The sequence below is a fragment of the Hydrogenophaga luteola genome, assembly GCF_042648585.1.
Classification (GTDB): domain Bacteria; phylum Pseudomonadota; class Gammaproteobacteria; order Burkholderiales; family Burkholderiaceae_C; genus Hydrogenophaga; species Hydrogenophaga luteola.
This window is the reverse complement of sequence record NZ_JBHRXX010000005.1, coordinates 329385-348479: the sequence shown is the minus strand read 5'-3', so window position 1 is coordinate 348479 and position 19095 is coordinate 329385. Positions and strand designations below refer to the sequence as shown.

Genomic DNA, 19095 nt, shown 5'->3' with positions numbered 1-19095 from the left:
CGACTGTACGCAAAAGGGCTCTTCGGAGCCCTTTTGCGTTGTTAAGAGCGAGATAAGTTGCAGCAGATACAAACGCGGCACCCGTCGTGACGGGGTGTTGAGCGCCGGACCGGCCCTGCCCCGTGACCCACAAGGCCTGCCATGCGTTCTGCTTCTTCCTTCGCTCCTTCCGATTCGTTCAACCGTTCGTTCGGCTTCCTGGCCATGGCGTTGTGTGTGGCCGGTGCGGTGATTGCGCAGACCCGTCACGCGGTCATTGGCTGGAGCGTGGCCGCGGTGGCCGCTGCCTTGTGCATGGGGGCTCTGGCCCTGTGGGCGCCGCGCAAGCTGACACCCCTCAGCAAGGCCTGGATGGGACTGGGCAGGCTGATGGGCCGGGTGGTCAATCCGCTCGTGTTCGGCCTCATGTTTTTCCTTCTCATCACGCCCGTGGGCTGGGTGATGCGCCTGCGGGGGCGGGACGCGCTGAAGCTGCGTCTGGACCCTTCCGCGCACTCGTACTGGGTGGACCGGCGGCCGCCGGGTCCCCGCCCCGAGTCGTTCAAACATCAGTTCTGAGGTCGGACATGCTGGAGATCGTCAAGGAGTTGTGGGCGTTCCTGCGCTCGCGCAAAAAGGTGTGGCTCGCACCCATCATCGTGATCGTGGTGTTGCTGGGGCTGCTGCTGATCGCCGCAGAGACCTCGGTCATCGCGCCCCTGATCTACACGCTGTTCTGAGCGATGAACATCATCGGAATCTCCGCCTACTACCACGACTCGGCGGCCTGTCTGGTGCAGGACGGACGCATCGTGGCAGCGGCCCAGGAAGAGCGGTTCACCCGCAAAAAGCACGACGCCGGCTTTCCACTGCGGGCCATCCGGTACTGCCTGGCCGAAGCGTCGCTCAAGGCCGCCGACATCGACCATGTGGTGTTCTATGACAAGCCCTTCCTGAAGTTCGAACGCCTGCTGGAAACCTATCTGGCGTTTGCTCCCAGGGGCTTCCAGAGTTTTGCCACGTCGCTGCCGGTGTGGATCAAGGACAAGCTGTTCCAGAAGAGCATTCTGGTGCGCGAACTCCAGGAACAGCTGGACCCAGGTGTCGACTGGTCGGCGAGGCTGCTGTTCTCCGAGCACCACCACAGCCACGCGGCTTCGGCATTCTTCCCCTCGCCGTTCGAGGAGGCTGCGGTGCTCACCATGGACGGCGTGGGCGAGTGGACCACCACCTCGCTGGCGATCGGCAAGGGCAAAAGCCTGGAGATCCACCGCGAGATCCACTTTCCCCATTCGCTGGGACTGCTGTACTCGGCCTTCACCCACTACACCGGCTTCAAGGTCAACTCCGGCGAATACAAGGTCATGGGTCTGGCGCCCTATGGCGAGCCGCGTTTCGCCGACAAGATCAAGGAACACCTGATCGACCTGCGAGAAGACGGCTCGTTCCGGCTGAACATGGCCTATTTCGACTACTGCACCGGCCTGACCATGACCAACAGCCGCTTCGACGAGCTGTTCGGTGGGCCGGCGCGCAAGGCAGAGGCCCAGCTCACGCAGCGCGAGATGGACCTGGCGGCCTCGGTCCAGGCGGTCACCGAAGAAGTGGTGATCAAGCTGGCGAAGGGCATTCGCAAGAGCACCGGGCAGCGCAACCTGTGCCTGGCCGGTGGCGTGGCGCTCAACTGCGTGGCCAATGGCAAGCTGTTGCGCGAGCGGGTCTTCGAACACATCTGGGTGCAGCCCGCATCGGGCGATGCGGGTGGCGCGATCGGCGCGGCCCTGGGCGCTCACCACATCCTGCTGGGCCAACCCAGGTCCGTGGGCCGGGGCGACACCATGAGCGGGTCGTACCTGGGCCCGTCGTTTGCGCAGGACGACATCGAGTCCCGCCTGCGCCAGGCAGGGGCGGTCTTCACCACGCTGGACGACGACGCCCTGATCGACGCCACCGCCGACGCGCTGGCCCGCGGCTGCGCTGTGGGCTGGCACCAGGGCCGCATGGAGTTCGGCCCCCGGGCGCTGGGTGGCCGTTCGATCCTGGCCGACCCCCGCTCACCCTCGGTCCAGAAGCAGCTCAATCTGAAGGTGAAGTACCGGGAGTCCTTCCGGCCGTTTGCACCCAGCGTGCTGCGCGAGGACGTGCAGGACTGGTTCGACATCGACGTGGACAGCCCCTACATGCTGATGGTGGCCGACGTGGCCAAGGAGCGGCAGTCGCTGATGACCGAAGAGCAGCAGCGGCTGTTCGGCATCGACAAGCTCAATATCCCGCGCTCGTCGATTCCCGCGATCACGCACGTGGATTACTCCGCGCGCATCCAGACGGTTCACGCTGACACGAATCCGCGCTACCACCGGCTGATTTCTCGGTTCAAGGATTTGACCGGCTGCCCGGTGCTGGTGAACACCTCGTTCAACGTCCGTGGCGAACCGATCGTCTGCACACCCGAAGACGCCTTCCACTGCCTGATGGGCACCGGCATCGAGTTTCTGGCCGTGGGCAACTGCGTGATGCGAAAGGAAGACCAGAACCCCGCGCTGCTGAGGGACTACCGCAATGCCTACGAACTCGACTGAAACCTTGTCCTTGGGCAAGCGCCTGGTGTTCTACCTGGTGCTGCTGAGTCCTTTGCTGGCCATCGTCGGCGGGGGGCTGTACCTCGTGCTGGGCACGTCCCTGATCCAGGATGTGTACCTGGCGTCGTGGCGCAACCTGGAAACACCTTGCATGCGGTGGACTGATGAGGGGTATGGCTACAAGGCCAAGCCGGGGCCTTGCGTTCTGAACAATCTGGAATACCAGACGGTGATGACGTTCGACGAAGAGGGCTTTCGCAACGCAGACACCCGGGCACCCGCCGATGTGGTGCTGATCGGGGACTCGCACACCCAGGGCTTTGGCGTCAACGACTCGGAGACCTTCGCGGAAGTCCTCCGGACCCGATACCACTTCCGCACCAGAAACCTCGGCATTTCCTCGTACGCCACCCTGCGCGAGTTGGAGTCGCTCAAGGCCTACTCGGATGGAGCGAAGGTGGTGGTCCTTCAGTTCTGCAACAACGACGCGGACGAGAACAAGCGGGCGGTGGAGAGCACGCGGGACGAATTCCTGCGCCAGGTCCACTCGCGCTGGCTGCACATGCAGGCCCGCTACCACGACAACAAGGCGCGCGGCCCCATCGCTCCGGTGCTGGACTTGGCGCATGCGATCTACAAGGGCGACTACAAGAGCAAGGCACGGTTCGAGGCGCGCAGTCTGGCGCGCAACATGCCCTGGGAAGCGGACAACTTCGCCAAGGTCGTCGCGCGCTACCGCCCAGTGCTCGAAGGCAAGAAGCTCATCGTGTTCGAGTCCAGCGGCTACGGCTTCAACCACCCTCGCTTCAAGAGCACATTCGAAGCGGCCCTGTCACAGCAGGTTCCCGGTCTGGACGTGGTGGTGCTGGACAGCCAGGCCCTGCTGAAGCGCTCGGACTACTACCGCATCGACGACCACCTCAACCCTCAGGGGCATGAGCACTTGGCGCAGATCCTCTCGCCTCTGATCGCCGACGGCCTCAAGTCCCCCGCGCCCTGAGGCGGCCGCAGGCGGACAGCGGGGCCGTTACCGGAGTAAGGCGAACACCTTGCGCGCCGCCGCGACCGTGGCCGCGATGTCGTCCGCAGTGTGCGCCGCGCTCACAAAGCCGGCTTCGTACAGGGCCGGCGCGATGTACACGCCGCGGTCCAGCAGACCATGGAACAGCTGGTTGAACTTCGCACCCTCGGTCTGCATCACGGTCGCGTAGTTCTGGGGGAGCTCGGGCATCAGGAAGAAGCCGAACATGCCGCCCTGGCAGTCCACACTGAACGGCACACCTTCGGCATCGGCGGCTGCCTTCAGGCCGTCGACCAGCGAGCGCGTGGTGGCCGACAGGGCCTCGAAGAAGCCTGGCTTCTGGATTTCTTTCAGCGTGGCCAGACCGCAGGCCGTGGCCACCGGGTTGCCCGACAGCGTGCCGGCCTGGTAGACCCCGCCCAGCGGAGCGAGGTGTTCCATCACCGCGCGCTTGCCGCCGAACGCTGCCAGTGGCATGCCGCCACCGATCACCTTGCCCATCACCGTCATGTCGGGTTCAAAGCCGGGAATCAGCGACGCATAGTGGCCTTGCGCGCTGCCCAGACCGACGCGGAAGCCCGTCATCACCTCGTCGAACACGAAGAGCGCGCCGTGCTGAGTGCACAGTTCGCGGATGCGCTTGACGAAGGGCACGCTGGCGCGCACGAAGTTCATGTTCCCAGCGATCGGCTCGATGATCACGCAGGCGATGTCGGCACCGTGCTCGGCGAACGCGGCTTCGATCTGTGCCACATTGTTGTATTCGAGGACCAGGGTGTGCTGCACCACCTCGGGCGGCACCCCGGCGCTGGTGGGGTTGCCGAAGGTGGCCAGGCCCGAACCGGCCTTGACCAGCAGGGCGTCGGCATGGCCGTGGTAGCAGCCTTCGAACTTGATGATGGTCTTGCGGCCGGTGGCGCCACGCGCCAGGCGGATCGTGCTCATGCCAGCTTCGGTGCCCGAGCTCACCAGGCGCACCATCTCCAGGCTGGGCACCAGCTTGACGATCTCTTCGGCCAGCTCGACTTCGCGCTCGGTGGGTGCGCCGAAGGAGAAGCCTTCCATGGCGGCCTTCTGCACCGCTTCCAGCACAGCGGGGTGGCCATGGCCCAGGATCATCGGGCCCCAGGAGCCGATGTAGTCGATGTATTTCTTGCTGTTGGCGTCCCAGAAGTAGGCACCCTGGGCGCGCTGCACGAAACGCGGCGTGCCACCGACCGCGCGGAAGGCGCGCACCGGGGAGTTCACGCCGCCGGGGATCAGTTGCTTGGCGCGTTCGAAAAGGTCAAGGTTGCGGTCGCTCATGGGTGGTTCGTTCAGTGCTTGGTGGTGTCCAGGGGAAAGTCGTCGGCGTCCAGCTGGCTGTCCGGCGAAGGTGTTTCGCTGGCGGCGCCTTCCTGGGCTTCGTCGCCTTCGTCTTCATGTGCCCAGAACAGCCGGTCGGGAACGGCGTGACCCATGCCAGGCTGGAAACCGGCGTCCAGACACTGGTCCAGATAGGTCAGCGCCTCGGCGCAGGCCGATTGCAGGTCGGCGCCAGCGGCGATCAGGGCACACAGTGCGGCGGACAGCGTGTCACCCGCGCCGCCGAAGGTGGCTTCGAAGCGTTCGTAGCGGGCAGTGGCCAGCACGGCTTCTGGGCTGGCCAGGTGGCTCTCGAGGTACTGGTCGGCCGCGTTGAATCCGGTCACCAGGGTGTAGGGCACACCATGCACTGCCGCCGCCCGGGCCACCTCGCGGGCGTTGGGCGGACGGTCGCCCTCCCACTCGGGCAGCAGCCAGCGGCAGAGGGTGCTGTGGTTGCCGACCAGCACGGTGGTCTGTGGCAGCAGCAGCTCGACACAGGCGTCGAGGTAGGTCTCGATGGCAAGCTCGTCCCACCAGGACAGGTCCGGCATGTAGGTGACTACCGGGACATCGGCGTAGTCGGTGGTGATGCCGGCGATCGCGCTGAGGTTCTCCGGGTTGCCGACAAAACCGACCTTGAAGGCCTTGACCGGCATGTCCTCCAGAGCGCAGCGGGCCTGGTCGGTGACCGCCTCTTCATCGAAAGCGAAGTGGTCGTGGATCTCCGAGGTGTCCCGGACATAGGTGCCCGTCACCACAGCCAGCACATGGGCGGATGCGCTGGACATGGCTGTCAGGTCCGCCGCCAGCCCACCGGCTCCGCTGGGGTCGTTGGCGTTGAAGACCATGACGCATGGCAGCGAAGTTTCACCAGGCTCCACTGCACTGGCAGGCAGGGGAGGGTCGGGGTGTTGGGGCATTGTGGACGCAGCGTGTTACGCGTAGATCGGTATCAGGCGCCTTGGGGATTTCCACCAGCGCGAGCTCAGCGGCGGCCCTCCGTGGCTCGATACAATGGCCGGATTCTATGACAATGCCTTCGCTGACATGACCGAAACCAAGACTTGGATGTGCCTGATCTGCGGGTGGATTTATGACGAGGCCGCAGGCTCGCCCGAGCACGGTATTGCACCGGGAACCGCGTGGGCGGATGTGCCGATGAACTGGACATGCCCTGAGTGCGGTGCCCGCAAGGAAGATTTCGAGATGGTCCAGATCTGACGCGCCATCGCCGCGGCGTATGCTGCGGGCTGGCACCCCGTCACCTTCCCTCCACACCGTACAGGAGCGACCAGCAGTGAATCCGACGCCCACATTCAAAGTTCTGGTGGTGGACGACAGCAACACCATTCGTCGCAGTGCAGAAATCTTTCTCAAGCAGGGCGGGCACGAGGTGCTGCTCGCGGAGGATGGTTTTGATGCGCTGGCCAAGATCAACGACTACCTGCCCGATATCGTGTTCTGCGACATCTTGATGCCGCGGCTGGATGGGTACCAGACTTGCGCAATCATCAAGCGCAACGCCCGATTCGCCAACATTCCGGTCGTGATGCTGTCGTCCAAAGATGGCGTGTTCGACAAGGCGCGCGGCCGCATGGTCGGCTCGCAGGAATACCTCACCAAACCATTTACCAAAGACCAACTGCTGCAGGCCGTGCAGCAATTTGGCGCCCAACTCACCGGAGCCGCATGATGCCGATTCAAAAGATTCTCGTTGTGGACGATTCCAAGACAGAGCTCATGGTTCTGTCCGATCTGTTGGTGAAAAATGGCTACAAGGTGCGAACCGCTGAGAATGCGGAAGAGGCCTTTCGTCGGCTCGGGGAGGAAAAGCCGGAATTGATCCTGATGGACGTGGTGATGCCCGGTCAGAATGGATTTCAGCTGACGCGGGCCATCACCCGCGACCCCCAATATTCCGATATCCCCATCATCATGTGCACCAGCAAAAACCAAGAGACGGACCGCGTCTGGGGAATGCGCCAGGGTGCACGCGACTACGTGACCAAGCCCGTCAACGCAGAAGAACTGATCTCCAAGATCCGTGCTCTCGGTTGACGCGGCAACCGGGTGAACGACTGAACGCATGGCCAACCGTCAATCCCTCAAAGACCTTCAGGTGCGCCTCGCGGAGCGCCTGACCGCGGCCAGAACCGAGGGAGCCTCGGCCTCCTGGCTTGCTTTGGAGGCCGGCGGCGGGCGTTTCCTGGTGCCGCTGGTTCAGTCGGGCGAGATTTTTCCTTGGACCAGTCTGCAGACCGTCCCGTACACCAAGCGGTGGTACGCGGGGGTGGCCAGTCTCCGGGGCGGTTTGCACGGTGTGGTTGATCTGGCGCTGCTGTCAGGGCGGCTCGCTGTGGCTTCTGCCGCCAGGGTGTCTGATCGCGTGACGTCGGAGTCGCGCCTCGTCAGCCTGCATTCCGCGCTGGGTGTGAATGCCGTGCTGTGGATCGACCGCCTGCTGGGGCTGCGCAACCCCTCCATGTTTGCGGCAGTGATGGAGCGGGATGCTCAGGCGCCTGCCTGGTTTGCTCGCCGGTTCACCGACAAGGATGGTCAGGAGTGGCAGGAGCTGAACCTTCAGGCGCTGTCCCATGACCCGGAGTTTCTCGCCATCGCGGCCTGATGTGCATCGCCATGCGGTGCACGGGTGGCAGGTCGTCATCAATAACGTGTGAGCGGATCCCGTTGGATCCCGTCTTTTCTGTTGGAAGGTTGTTTCATGGCCATGCTTGATCGAATCCAGGGGATGTTCCGCAAGAACGGGGCCGACGATCCCGATCTGAGCGACCTCGCCGAACAGGATGTGGCCCGCATCGCTGCCGAGCGGCTCGCGGAGTCGCGCAACGATGCAGATTTTGCGGAGAGCCGCCTGAGCACCGACGGCCCGGATCCGGCCGACCTGGAGCTTGGGGTGCTCAGCCTGCCGGTGCTCGGCCGGCGAAGTGCGGAGCAGCATCGCCGCACCTTGGGTACCTTGCTGTTGTTTGCGGTGGTGCTGCTGACGGCGGTGGTGTTCTTCGTGCTGAACAAGACCGAGAAAGTGGGTCAGCAGGTGGCCGCCAGCGGTCAGGCGCTCATGCAGTCGCAGCGGCTGGCCAAGAGTGTGTCCCAGGCCCTGATTGGCAACCCGGCGGCTTTTGCCGAGGTGAAGGACAGTGCCGACGTGCTGTCTCGCAACGTGCGTGGCTTCAAGCAGGGTGATGACGCTCTGGGGCTGAGCCCTCTGGGTCCCGAGTTTGAGGGGCTGCTGGGTGAGTTGCTGCCCAAGGTGGATTCCGCCGAGCGCAATGCTGGCGTGGTGCTGTCGCAGCAGAAGATCCTGACCCAGGTGGGTGACGCGCTTCGCTCCATCAACCGCCAGTCGTCCGACCTTCTGGAAATTGCTGAAACGGTGTCTTCGCTGAAGCTGCAACTTGGCGCCGCCCCGACCGAAATCTCTGCGGCGGGCCAGTTGGTGATGCTGACGCAGCGCATCGGCAAATCGGCGAACGAGTTCCTGACCATGGAAGGCGTAAGTCCCGAGGCCGTGTTCCTGCTGGGCAAGGACTTGAACACTTTCAAGGAAATCGCCGAGGGCTTGCTCAACGGCAGCGCCGAGCTGCGCCTGAAATCCACCACCGATCCCCAGATCCGCGAGCGGCTGGAAGCCTTGCTGAAGCTGTACGAGCAGACCCGCACCGACGCAGGCGCCATCCTGGGCAACCTGCAAGGCCTGGTGGCTGCACGTGAAGCGCAGGCCGGCGTGATCGGCGACAGCGAGCCGCTGCGCACGGGGCTGGAAACCCTGCAAAGCCAGCTGTCCGCCGCTTCCGGTCTGGGCGGGGGTGAGCTGTTCGCCATGGTGGCGTCGGCTCTTTTTGCTCTGGCCTGCGGCGCGGCACTGGCGTATGTCCAGCTGCTTGAAAGCCGCCAGCGCCAGCTGATCGCCGAAAGCCAGCGTGTGGCTGCAGAAGCCCAACAGCAGGATGCCAAGCGCGTCAACGATGCCAACCAGGCCGCCATTCTGCGGCTGATGAACGAACTGCAGACGGTGGCCGAAGGCGACCTGACGCAGGAGGCCACGGTGACGGAAGACATCACCGGCGCCATCGCCGACTCGGTGAACTACACGGTGGAAGAACTGCGCTCGCTGGTGGGCAACGTGCAGGCCACGGCTACCCGGGTGGCGCAGACCACGTCGGCGGTGGAAAGCACTTCGACCGAGCTGCTGGCGGCGTCCACCGAACAGCTGCGCGAGATCCGTGAGACCGGTCAGTCGGTGCTGGACATGGCGCAGCGCATCAACGACGTGTCCGGCCAGGCGCAGGAATCGGCCCGTGTGGCCCGCTCGTCGCTGCAAGCCGCCGAGTCCGGTCTGCAGGCTGTGCAGGACGCCATCGGCGGCATGAACGCCATCCGCGACCAGATCCAGGAAACCTCCAAGCGCATCAAACGACTGGGTGAGTCGTCGCAGGAGATTGGTGAAATCACCGAGCTGATTTCCGACATTACCGAGCAGACCAACGTGCTGGCCCTGAACGCCGCCATCCAGGCCGCATCGGCCGGTGAAGCCGGTCGCGGCTTCTCGGTGGTGGCGGAAGAAGTGCAGCGTCTGGCCGAACGCTCCGCGGATGCCACCCGCCAGATTGCTGCGCTGGTGAAGGCGATTCAGACCGACACGCAGGACGCAGTGGCCGCCATGGAGCGCTCCACGCAGGGTGTGGTGGAAGGAGCCAAGCTGTCCGACAACGCCGGTACTGCCCTGTCCGAGATCGACCGCGTTTCGCGCCGTCTGGCCGAGCTGATTGAGCAGATCTCCACCGCCACGCTCCGCGAAGCCGAATCTGCCAACGAAGTGGCCGGCAACATCCAGCACATCTTCGCGGTGACCGAGCAGACCGGTGAAGGTACGCGTTCGACCGCTGCGCAGGTGCGTGAGCTGTCCTCCATGGCCGAGGAACTGAGGCAATCGGTGGCCCGATTCAAGATCGCCTGATCGGCCGTCAGGCCCGACCCATCATGCTCGATACCCAAGATCACGCCCCGACCGATACGCCTCTCAACGACCTGGGGCCGCTGGCCTGGGTGTTCGAGGAGTTGCGCAAGTCACTGGAGGGCGCCAACAAGGCCATCCGGCGATTCATCCGGGAGTCCGAGCAGGCGCGCCACAGCGACCTGGAAGCGGTCGACCCCGGGTCCTTGCGCGTGGCCCGGCAGCAGCTCCACCAGGCGGTGGGTGCGCTGGAGGTGGTGGGTCTCGCGGCGCCAGCTCAGGTGCTGCGGGGCATGGAGGCGGCTGTCCAGCGGTTCGTGCAGCGCCCGCTCAGTTGCACCGATGAGGCAGCAGGGAAGGTCGAGCGCGCGAGCTTCGCCCTGATCGAGTACCTTGAGGCGGTGCTGAACGGCAAGCCGGTGCCGCCGGTGGCGCTGTTCAGCCAGTACCGCGAGGTGCAGGAACTGGCCGGTGCCGAGCGCGTCCATCCGGCCGACCTGTGGTCGTTTGACCGGCGCGGCGTGGAAGTACCTGCGCCCGCCGGGGTGCCGCCGATGAAGGTGGACCCGCAGGTGCGCTCGCTGTTCGACCGGCTCGTGCTGCTGGTGGTCAAGACCAACAGCCGCGCGGCCTCGACACAACTCTCTCGCATGTGTGCCAGTCTGGCCGTTGGTGCTCAGCAGCCTCGTGCGATCACCTTCTGGAGAGCGGCTGCGGCCTACTTCGAGGGTTTGTCACAGAACCTTATCGCCCCGGATGTCTACGCGAAGAGGGCGGCCTCCCGCATCCTGCTGCAACTGGCCGGTCTGGTGCAGGGCGGTGCGCGCGCCGATGTGTCCGAGACGCTGCTGCACGACCTTTTGTTCTTCTGTGCCCAGGCGCGTCCTGTGCCCGGCACACCCGCACCCCACCTCGAAGCGGTGCGCGCCGCGTTCGGTCTGAGCGATGCCGCACCGGTGGACTACAACCAGGCCACGCTGGGGCGTTTCGATCCCGCGTTGCTGGTGCAGGCCCGCAAGCGGATCAACGCGGGCAAGGAGTCCTGGTCGCTGCTGGCGGGCGGTGATCTGAGTCGTGCGCGGTCGGTGCTCGACCAGTACACCCTGATCGGCGAGTCGCTGCTCAAGCTGCATCCGGCCAGCACCGGTCTGGCCCGTTCGCTCGTCAAGGCTGCCGAGCACGTGGCGCGTTCCCCCGGGAACGTCAAGCCCGAGCTGTCGATGGAGGTCGCGACCACCACCCTGTATCTGGAAGCGGCGTTCGACGACTTCGATCCCAACGATGCGGCCCTGACCGACCGCACCCAGCTGTTGGCCGATCGTCTGGAGAAGGTGTTGGCGGGTGAGCCCGCTCAGCCACTCGAGCCGTGGATGGAGCAGCTCTACCGTCGCGTCAGTGATCGCCAGACGCTGGGCAGCGTGGTCGGCGAACTCAAGGTGGCTCTGGGCGAGGCGGAAAAGTCGCTGGACCAGTTCTTCCGGGCACCGAAAGAAAAGGCGGGCCTGCACGTGGCGGTGTCCCAGCTGGTGCAAATGCGCGGCGTGCTCTCGGTGCTGGGGCTTGAACAGGCGGTGCAGACCGTCACCCGCATGCGTGCGACCGTCGAGCAGATCCTGGACACCGAAATCGACGAGGACATGGCCCGAGAGGCTGGGACCTTCCAGCAGCTGGGCAACAACCTCAGTGCCTTGAGCTTCCTCGTGGACATGCTGAACTACCAGCCAGCGCTGGCGAAGAAGCTGTTCGTGTTCGATGACGAGGCGGGCGAGCTCCGGCCGCTCATGGGACGAATGGCACCGGAAGTGTCGGTGGCCCTCCCTTCCCAGCACGCGGCCGAGGCGCTGAGCCAGGACGTCCAGCGCGTGGTCGAAGGCGCCCAGAACAATGTGGACCTGGCCGAGCTGAGCGAGCAGCTCGGCTCTCTGGCCGACCAGGCATCGCTGGCCGAACAGGAAGGTGTGGCACGTGCCGCCCGTGAGGCGGCGCAGGCCGTGGTAGGCAACGACGCAGCCGCTGGTGCCCAGGCACTGGTGGGACTGGCTCAGTCGGGTGTACCGGCGGCGCCTGTGGAGCAGGCGGTCCCAGCCAGCACGCCGCTCGATGACGATGGCGAAGACGATCTGCGCGACATCTTCCTGGAGGAAGGTCGTGAAGTGGTGGGTAACGGACTGGCCGCGCTCAAGGCGCTGCGCCACGAGCCCGGTCAACTGGAGCAGCTGACGATCCTGCGCCGTGCATTTCACACCCTCAAGGGCAGCTCCCGCATGGTCGGGTTGGGTGAGTTCGGTGAGGCTGCCTGGGCGATGGAACAGGTTCTCAACTCTGTGTTGGCCGAGCAGCGACCTGCCGAACCGGCGCTGCTGTCGCTGGCGCAGGAGGCGATGACCGAGCTGGGCCGCTGGGTAGAAGACATTGACCAGAACCAGGACGCGCACTGGAAGGCACAGCCCTTCCGCAACAGCGCCCAGGCCTGGCGCGATCGACGCGAACACCTGCCGTTGGCTGGCACCGGGGCAGAGTCCGCGGTGGAGGCTGTCGAGGTGGTGGAACTGACCGAGCCGGCGACCGAAGAGCCGGTGACGTCGATCGAGGTTGAAGCGCAAGACGCGCCTGCGGTGGACATGGCCGCGCCAGCGCCTAGCGACGCCCAGGTGATGGAGTTTGATCTTCCTGGGTCGGTGCCGTCGGAGCATGCACCTCTCACCGATTCGGTCGAATTCGTGGCGAGCACCGACGAGACGGCGCCGCCTGCGCAGACGGACCCCGCGGACGAGAACCCGTCCATCTTCGACGAGATCTCGCTCGATCTGGAAGCGGAACTTCCCCAGGCGCAGGATTTGCAGGACTCCATGCCTGCCGCGCTGTTCAATCCAGCCGAACCGGACAGTGTGCAGGTGATGGAGCCCGACGCTGTGGCGACGCCGGAGCCGGCGCTGATTGACGAGCCCATGAGCGTTTCGGAGCCGGCCCAGGACGACGAGGCGCCGGTCGCTCAGGCAGTGGACGCGGCAGAGGTTGACGCGCCTTCCGATGCTGTGGCGGACGAGATGCTCGACGAGCAGACCCGTGCCATCGGGCCGCTGCGGATCGGCATCCGCCTCTACAACGTCTATCTCAACGAGGCCGACGAATGGTCACGTCGGCTTGGCGTGGCGTTGTCCGAGTGGTCGCTGGAGCGGCACGAACATCTGCCCGATCAGGCCGAGGCGCTGGCCCATTCGCTGGCCGGAAGCTCGGCGACGGTCGGCTTCCAGCCGCTGTCGGACATTGCACGCGCGTTGGAGCACGCACTGGCGCTGGTCGGCTCGCACCAGCGCGCGGGCCAGCCGGCGACCGATGCACAGGCGCAGCTCTTCGTGGCCGCCGCCGAGGACATCCGCCGTCTGCTGCACCAGTTTGCAGCTGGTTTCTACAAGGAACCCAATCCCGAGCTGCTGTCGGGCCTGGAGGCCTTGTTGCACCTGCCCACGCCGACCGAGTCGGACGCCATCAGCGAGCCCGCGACCGATGAGTCGTCACTGGACGCTGATGCGAACACGCCATGGGATGCGTCCTCAGTGGATGCCGAGACCCCGGTCGAAACCGTGGAGCCTGCCGCGGTGGTGGAGGTTGAGCCACTGCACGCAGAGCCCGAGGTCTTTGACGCCGAGCCGCTCGTTCTGGCGGACGACGACACGGTGCTGTCGCCCTTATCAGAAATGGACGAGCCCAGGGGGCCTGTTCAGGACATCGACGACGACATCGACGAGATGGACACAATCGATGTCGACCTGTTCCCGATCTTCTCCGACGAAGCACAGGAGTTGCTGCCTTTGCTGGGCGGCGCCCTGCGCCAGTGGATTGCACGACCGGACAACGGCAGTGCCCGTGCCGAGGTGCTTCGCAACCTGCACACGCTCAAGGGCAGCGCCCGGCTGGCGGGCGCCTTGCGCCTGGGCGAGATGGCGCACCGGATGGAAACCTCGGTCGAACGCCTGGGCACCGACACCCCGCAGACCGGGGAGCTGGAGCCCCTGCAGTCCGCCTACGATGCCCTGTGCGCCCGCTTCGATCTGCTCCGCAGCACCGATCCCGCCTCTCATGGCGTGGTGCAGACCGCGCCGGAACACGCCACCGAGCCACCGCTGTCGATCACGGTCGTGGACGAGGTCGCGGAGGGCTCTGGAGGCGCCGTGGCCTCGCCGGAAGTGGCCGCCCCGGTGCCCGTATCTCAAAGCGCTGGCCTGAGCGGTCTGTCCCTCCAGCAGGCGCCGGTACCAGTGCCGCAGCGTGCAGGAGCCGCCGTCCGGGTGCGCCCCGAGCTGCTGGACCGGCTGATGAACCAGACCGGTGAGGTCATGATCACGCGCTCGCGGATGGAGTCTCAGCTGGTGACCCTGCGCGGCTCACTCAAGGATCTGACGGGTAACCTGGACCGTCTGCGCCACCAGCTGCGAGACATTGAGCTGCAGGCCGAAACACAGATGCAGTCGCGCCTGGCGCAGGCGCGCGATGCCGAACTCGCGTTCGACCCGCTCGAGTTTGATCGTTTCACGCGCGTCCAGGAACTGACCCGCATGATGGCGGAGTCGGTGAACGACGTGGCCACGGTGCAGCGCAACCTGCAGCGGGCGGTCGAAGCGACCGAGGACGGGCTGGTCGCGCAGGGGCGCCAGACCCGCGAGTTGCAGCGCGACCTGTTGCGCACCCGCATGGTGGAGTTCGAAGGCATTTCCGAGCGCCTGTACCGCGTGGTGCGGCAGGCCTCGAAGGAGACCGGCAAGCAGGTGCGGCTGGACATCACGGGCGGTCACATTGAAATGGATCGTGGCGTGCTGGACCGGATGACGGCGGCGTTCGAGCACCTGCTGCGCAACAGCGTGGTGCATGGCATCGAGTCACCCGAGCGCCGGCTTGAAAAGGGCAAGCCCGCCGAGGGTCACATCGAGATCCGGCTGGCCCAGGAGCTCAACGACGTCTCGGTGACGTTCGAGGACGACGGCGCGGGTATCGATCTGGCGCGTCTGCGCGAAAAGGCCTTGGCCCAGGGGCTGGTGCCCGCAGACGCGGTGCTGTCGGATGATGAAGCGGCGCAACTGATCTACACCCCCGGCCTGAGCACGGCTGCCGAGGTGTCCTCTCTGGCGGGGCGCGGTGTCGGCATGGATGTGGTCCGTAACGACGTGGTGGCGCTCGGTGGTCGCATCGAGACCCATTCGCAGGCCGGTCAGGGCACCAGCTTCAAGCTCGTGCTGCCGCTGACCACCGCTGTGACGCAGGTGGTGATGCTGCGCGCTGGTGAGCTGACGGTCGGTGTGCCGTCGACGCAGGTCGAACTGGTTCGCCGCGTCAGCGCTGCCGAGCTGGAGCAGGCTTACGCAAGGAAGACCCTCACGGTGGGCGGTGAGGAAGTGCCGTTCTACTGGGCGGGGGCCTTGCTCCAGTCGACACCGAAGTCTCTGGAAACACAGACCCGCACGCTGCCAGTGGTGATTTTCCGAAGCGCGGCGCAGCGCGTGGCGATGCACGTGGACGAGGTTCTGGGCAACCAGGAAGTCGTGGTGAAGAACCTCGGACCTCAGCTGTCGCGCCTGCCCGGTCTGGCCGGCATGTCGGTGTTGGCGTCTGGCGCGGTGGCGCTGATCTACAACCCGGTGGCGCTGGCCACGGTGTACGGTGACCAGGTGCAACCCTGGATCGAGGGCCGGCTGCACCGCGACGCCGCGTCTTCCGAGGGCACCCCCGAACTGCAGGTCGAGGCGGCTGTCAGCGCCGTGCCGCTGGTGCTGGTGGTCGACGACTCGATCACGGTGCGCCGCGTGACGCAGCGCCTGCTGCAGCGCGAAGGCTACCGCGTGACGCTGGCCGCCGACGGGCTGCAGGCACTGGAGCGCCTGCAGCAGGAGCGCCCGACCGTGGTGCTGTCGGACATCGAGATGCCGCGCATGGACGGCTTCGACCTCGTGCGCAACATCCGCAACGATCCGCGCCTGTCCGACCTGCCGGTGATCATGATCACATCGCGCATCGCGGAAAAGCACCGTGAGCACGCCCGCGAGCTGGGCGTGGACCACTACCTGGGCAAGCCCTACTCGGAAGACGAGCTGCTGGCCCTGGTGGCGAACTACGCACAGGCTGCTGCCAACGCCTGATCAACGGGCGGTTGGCGGCCTGACGGCCCGGGTCAGCGCTTGACCACCGCATAGCGTTCCAGCGTGCGCTCGCGGGCAATGGCGTGGTCGACGATCGGGTTCGGGTAGTTCTGGCCCAGGCGCACGTCCGCCGCCACCAGTTCCAGTTCAGGCGCCTTCCAGGGGGCGTGGATCGCCGCGTCCGAGAGCCCGGCCAGCTGGGGCAGATACCGGCGGATGAATTTGCCCTGCGGATCGAATTTTTCGCTCTGCGTTACCGGGTTGAAGATGCGGAACCAGGGCTGGGCGTCGCAACCGGTGGAGGCCGCCCACTGCCAGCCGCCGTTGTTGGCGGCCAGGTCGAAGTCGATCAGCTTCTCCGCGAAATACCGTTCACCCCAGCGCCAGTCGATGCCCAGATCCTTCACCAGGAAGCTGGCCACCACCATGCGCAGCCGGTTGTGCATGTAACCGGTCTGGTTGATCTGGGCCATGGCCGCGTCCACTAGCGGGTAACCGGTGCGGCCCTCGCACCAGGCCGTGAACAGCGACTGTGCGTGTTTGCCATGTTCGAAGCGCACCTTGTCGTACTCGGGGCGGAAGGCGTTGCCGACCACGTGCGGAAAGTTGGCCAGGATCTGGTGGTAGAAGTCGCGCCAGATCAGCTCCGACAGCCAGGTGCTGGCCCCCTTCATGTCCTGCAGGTGCATCTGCCAGGCCAGCGAGGCCAGCTGGCGCGCGGACACGGTGCCGAAGCGCAGGTGCACGCTCAGGTAGCTCGGGCCCTTGATCGCTGGAAAGTCGCGCGCTGTGTCGTAGCGCTCGATGCGGTCCATGAAATCTGCCAGCAGGGTCTGGGCGCCGCTGGCGCCGGTGGGCATGGGCAGCTTCGACAGATTGGTGGTTTCGAAGTCCAGATCGGAGAGGCGCGGCATCGGCCCATCCATCGCCTCGGGCAGGGGCGCGAAGGCTGTTGAGTACTTGTCGACCGGGTAGGCCTTGAGGAAAAACGGTTCGATCTTGCGCAGCCAGGCGTTCTTGTACGGCGTGAACACGCCGAAGGGTTGGCCGGCCTGGGTCAGCACCTCGCGACGCTCGAAGATCACATGGTCCTTGTGGCTGTGCAGCATGACGCCAGCGTGCGCCAGCGCACCCAGCACCTGGGCATCGCGGGCCAGCGCCGCGGGCTCGTCGTCGTGGTTCGTGAACACCGCCTGCACGTGCAGCTGCCGGGCCAGCCGCGGGATGTCCTCGCGCGCCGCGGCGTGCCGCACGATGAGGCCGGTGCGCTCGCGACCGTGCCGGGCGCCCAGGGCGCGCAGCTCGGCATCGAGTTCGAGCACGCTGGCGTGGATGAACTCCACCCGTCGGTCGGCGCGGGGCAGCGGGTCGAGGATCTCGGTGTCGAACACGAACACGCACCAGACCTGGCGGCAGTGCTTGAGCGCATGGTGGAGTGCGGCATTGTCCTGCACCCGCAGGTCGCGCCGGAACCACATCAGTCCTCTGTCGTAGCGTGTCATCGGGTGCTGCCAGGTGGGGGCGGGGCGGGCACGGGCCGCCGCTTAAAATTGCGCCATGTCTGCGGATTCTGCCCCGATCAATCTCACCAATCACTTCCTGATTGCAATGCCCGGGCTGAACGACGAGCTGTTCGGCCGCAGCGTGGTGTTCATGTGCGAACACAGCGAGCGTGGCGCGCTCGGACTCGTGATCAACAAGCCTTCCGACATCCTGCTGCCTGGCCTTTTCGCCAAAGTCGATCTGGTGCTGGGACGCGACGATCTGCGCGACCAGCCGGTGTTCCAGGGCGGTCCGGTGCAGACCGAGCGCGGCTTCGTGCTGCACGAGGCCATTGATGCGGGCGAGGGCGAGTCGGTCTACGCGTCCACGCTGTCGATTCCCGGCGGGCTGGAGATGACGACCTCGCGCGATGTGCTCGAAGCCATCGCCTCCGGCGCGGGACCGCGCAAGGTGTTGGTCTCGCTCGGCTATGCGTCCTGGGGCGAAGGGCAGCTCGAATCCGAAATCACCGAGAACAGCTGGCTCACGGTGGCCGCCGACCCGGCACTGATCTTCGACACGCCGGTGGAGCAACGCTACGAAAAGGCGATGGGCCTGCTGGGTCTGGCGCCCTGGATGCTGTCCCCCGATGCCGGGCACGCCTGACGCCATGGACGTGCCGGCCGCCTGCCAGACCTTTCTGGCCTTTGACTTCGGACTCAAGCGCACCGGTGTGGCCAGCGGCAACCGCCTGACCCGCACCGCCACGCCCCAGGCCACCATTGCAGCCGAAGGCGACGCGCGCTTCGTGAAAGTCGCCGAGCGCATCAAGGAGTGGCAGCCCGACGCCCTCGTCGTCGGCGTGCCCTTCCACCCCGACGGGGCGCCCCACGAGAACACCTTGCGCGCACAGAAGTTCGCGCGCCGCCTGCGCGGCCGCCACGGCCTCCCGGTGTACGAGGTCGACGAGCGCTACTCGACCACCGAGGCCCACGCACTGGGGGCCAAGGACGCCGATGCGGCCAGCGCCTGCATCATCCTGGAACAGTTTCTGAGGAGCCTGCCGTGACCCAAAACATCCAGCTCGACGCCGAGCTGCTCTATGCCGAGCTGCGCGAAGGCGTCCGGGCGCTGATCGCTGCCACCCCGCAACCTGCGGTGCTGGCCGGCATCACCTCGGGCGGTGCCTGGCTGGCCGAGCGCCTGCAGCGCGACCTGCAACTGCCTGGCGACGCCGGCGTGATCTCCTCGTCCATGCACCGAGACGACTTCGCGCAGCGCGGCCTGTCGATATCGGCCCAGACCGTACTGCCCTATGAGGTGGACGGTGCGAACGTGGTGCTGATCGACGACGTGCTCTACACCGGTCGCACCCTGCGTGCGGTGATCAACGAGCTGTTCGACTATGGCCGCCCCGCAAGTGTGCAGCTGGCGGTGCTGGTCGATCGCGGCGGCCGCGAGCTGCCCATCCAGGCCAATGTCTGTGCCGCCACCATGACCCTGCCCGCCAACCAGTTGCTGGAACTGGCGCGCGACGACGAGGGGCGCTTCCGATTCGTGCTGGAAACCAAGGAAAACTGA

16 protein-coding genes are annotated in these 19095 nt (G+C 65.7%); 13 read left to right on the top strand and 3 right to left on the bottom strand.

Translation table 11 applies throughout. The features are described from left to right. Nucleotides 1-141: 141 nt before the first annotated feature. The 4 genes from ACFOPI_RS11770 to ACFOPI_RS11755 are packed head-to-tail and all read left to right on the top strand — an operon-like array spanning nucleotide 142 to nucleotide 3558. On the top strand, nucleotides 142-558 hold the full coding sequence (locus ACFOPI_RS11770) for an SxtJ family membrane protein (RefSeq protein WP_382174039.1): 417 nt from the start codon (nucleotides 142-144) through the stop codon (nucleotides 556-558). Between the two features lie 8 nt (nucleotides 559-566). Continuing rightward, nucleotides 567-719: a DUF5989 family protein gene (locus ACFOPI_RS11765; protein ID WP_308328397.1), complete on the top strand. Its 153-nt coding sequence runs from the start codon at nucleotides 567-569 to the stop codon at nucleotides 717-719. Nucleotides 720-722: 3 nt separating this feature from the next. Beyond that, nucleotides 723-2558: a carbamoyltransferase family protein gene (locus ACFOPI_RS11760; protein ID WP_382174037.1), complete on the top strand. Its 1836-nt coding sequence runs from the start codon at nucleotides 723-725 to the stop codon at nucleotides 2556-2558. A 4-nt stretch (nucleotides 2559-2562) separates the two neighbouring features. Continuing rightward, on the top strand, nucleotides 2563-3558 hold the full coding sequence (locus tag ACFOPI_RS11755) for an SGNH/GDSL hydrolase family protein (RefSeq protein ID WP_382174035.1): 996 nt from the start codon (nucleotides 2563-2565) through the stop codon (nucleotides 3556-3558). 27 nt (nucleotides 3559-3585) lie between these two features. On the opposite strand, the gene hemL is transcribed toward ACFOPI_RS11755, so the two are convergent. Together hemL and thiD are read right to left on the bottom strand one after the other, a co-directional pair. After that, nucleotides 3586-4884 (bottom strand): glutamate-1-semialdehyde 2,1-aminomutase, encoded by a 1299-nt coding sequence (gene hemL / locus ACFOPI_RS11750; RefSeq protein ID WP_382174033.1) that lies wholly within the window; start codon nucleotides 4882-4884, stop codon nucleotides 3586-3588. Between the two features lie 11 nt (nucleotides 4885-4895). Then, a complete protein-coding gene (thiD, locus tag ACFOPI_RS11745) occupies nucleotides 4896-5846 on the bottom strand; it encodes a bifunctional hydroxymethylpyrimidine kinase/phosphomethylpyrimidine kinase (RefSeq protein ID WP_382174031.1) in 951 nt (316 codons plus the stop codon). Nucleotides 5847-5973: 127 nt separating this feature from the next. On the opposite strand from thiD, the gene ACFOPI_RS11740 reads away from it, so the two are divergent. From ACFOPI_RS11740 to ACFOPI_RS11715, 6 genes are all read left to right on the top strand, one after another. Next, nucleotides 5974-6147 (top strand): rubredoxin, encoded by a 174-nt coding sequence (locus ACFOPI_RS11740; protein ID WP_066158881.1) that lies wholly within the window; start codon nucleotides 5974-5976, stop codon nucleotides 6145-6147. Nucleotides 6148-6223: 76 nt separating this feature from the next. After that, nucleotides 6224-6619 (top strand): response regulator, encoded by a 396-nt coding sequence (locus ACFOPI_RS11735; protein WP_066255881.1) that lies wholly within the window; start codon nucleotides 6224-6226, stop codon nucleotides 6617-6619. Further along, nucleotides 6619-6984: a response regulator gene (locus tag ACFOPI_RS11730; RefSeq protein WP_066158730.1), complete on the top strand. Its 366-nt coding sequence runs from the start codon at nucleotides 6619-6621 to the stop codon at nucleotides 6982-6984. Before ACFOPI_RS11735 ends, ACFOPI_RS11730 begins: the two co-directional genes overlap by 1 nt. 28 nt (nucleotides 6985-7012) lie before the next feature. After that, nucleotides 7013-7552: a chemotaxis protein CheW gene (locus ACFOPI_RS11725; RefSeq protein ID WP_382174029.1), complete on the top strand. Its 540-nt coding sequence runs from the start codon at nucleotides 7013-7015 to the stop codon at nucleotides 7550-7552. A gap of 123 nt (nucleotides 7553-7675) precedes the next feature. After that, on the top strand, nucleotides 7676-9904 hold the full coding sequence (locus tag ACFOPI_RS11720; RefSeq protein ID WP_382174027.1) for a methyl-accepting chemotaxis protein: 2229 nt from the start codon (nucleotides 7676-7678) through the stop codon (nucleotides 9902-9904). 23 nt (nucleotides 9905-9927) lie between these two features. Next, nucleotides 9928-16032 (top strand): hybrid sensor histidine kinase/response regulator, encoded by a 6105-nt coding sequence (locus ACFOPI_RS11715; protein WP_382174025.1) that lies wholly within the window; start codon nucleotides 9928-9930, stop codon nucleotides 16030-16032. Nucleotides 16033-16064: 32 nt separating this feature from the next. Here ACFOPI_RS11715 and ACFOPI_RS11710 read toward each other — a convergent pair whose 3' ends face one another. Beyond that, complete coding sequence (locus tag ACFOPI_RS11710) at nucleotides 16065-17534, bottom strand: cryptochrome/photolyase family protein (RefSeq protein WP_382174023.1); 1470 nt, start codon at nucleotides 17532-17534, stop codon at nucleotides 16065-16067. Nucleotides 17535-17589: 55 nt separating this feature from the next. Between ACFOPI_RS11710 and ACFOPI_RS11705 the strand changes: the two genes are divergently transcribed. The 3 genes from ACFOPI_RS11705 to pyrR are packed head-to-tail and all read left to right on the top strand — an operon-like array spanning nucleotide 17590 to nucleotide 19095. Continuing rightward, nucleotides 17590-18180: a YqgE/AlgH family protein gene (locus ACFOPI_RS11705; protein ID WP_382174021.1), complete on the top strand. Its 591-nt coding sequence runs from the start codon at nucleotides 17590-17592 to the stop codon at nucleotides 18178-18180. Continuing rightward, nucleotides 18164-18583, top strand: coding sequence for a Holliday junction resolvase RuvX (gene ruvX / locus ACFOPI_RS11700; protein ID WP_382174019.1), 420 nt, complete (start codon nucleotides 18164-18166; stop codon nucleotides 18581-18583). The genes ACFOPI_RS11705 and ruvX overlap by 17 nt, the downstream gene beginning before the upstream one ends. Continuing rightward, nucleotides 18580-19095, top strand: coding sequence for a bifunctional pyr operon transcriptional regulator/uracil phosphoribosyltransferase PyrR (gene pyrR, locus ACFOPI_RS11695; protein ID WP_382174017.1), 516 nt, complete (start codon nucleotides 18580-18582; stop codon nucleotides 19093-19095). The genes ruvX and pyrR overlap by 4 nt, the downstream gene beginning before the upstream one ends.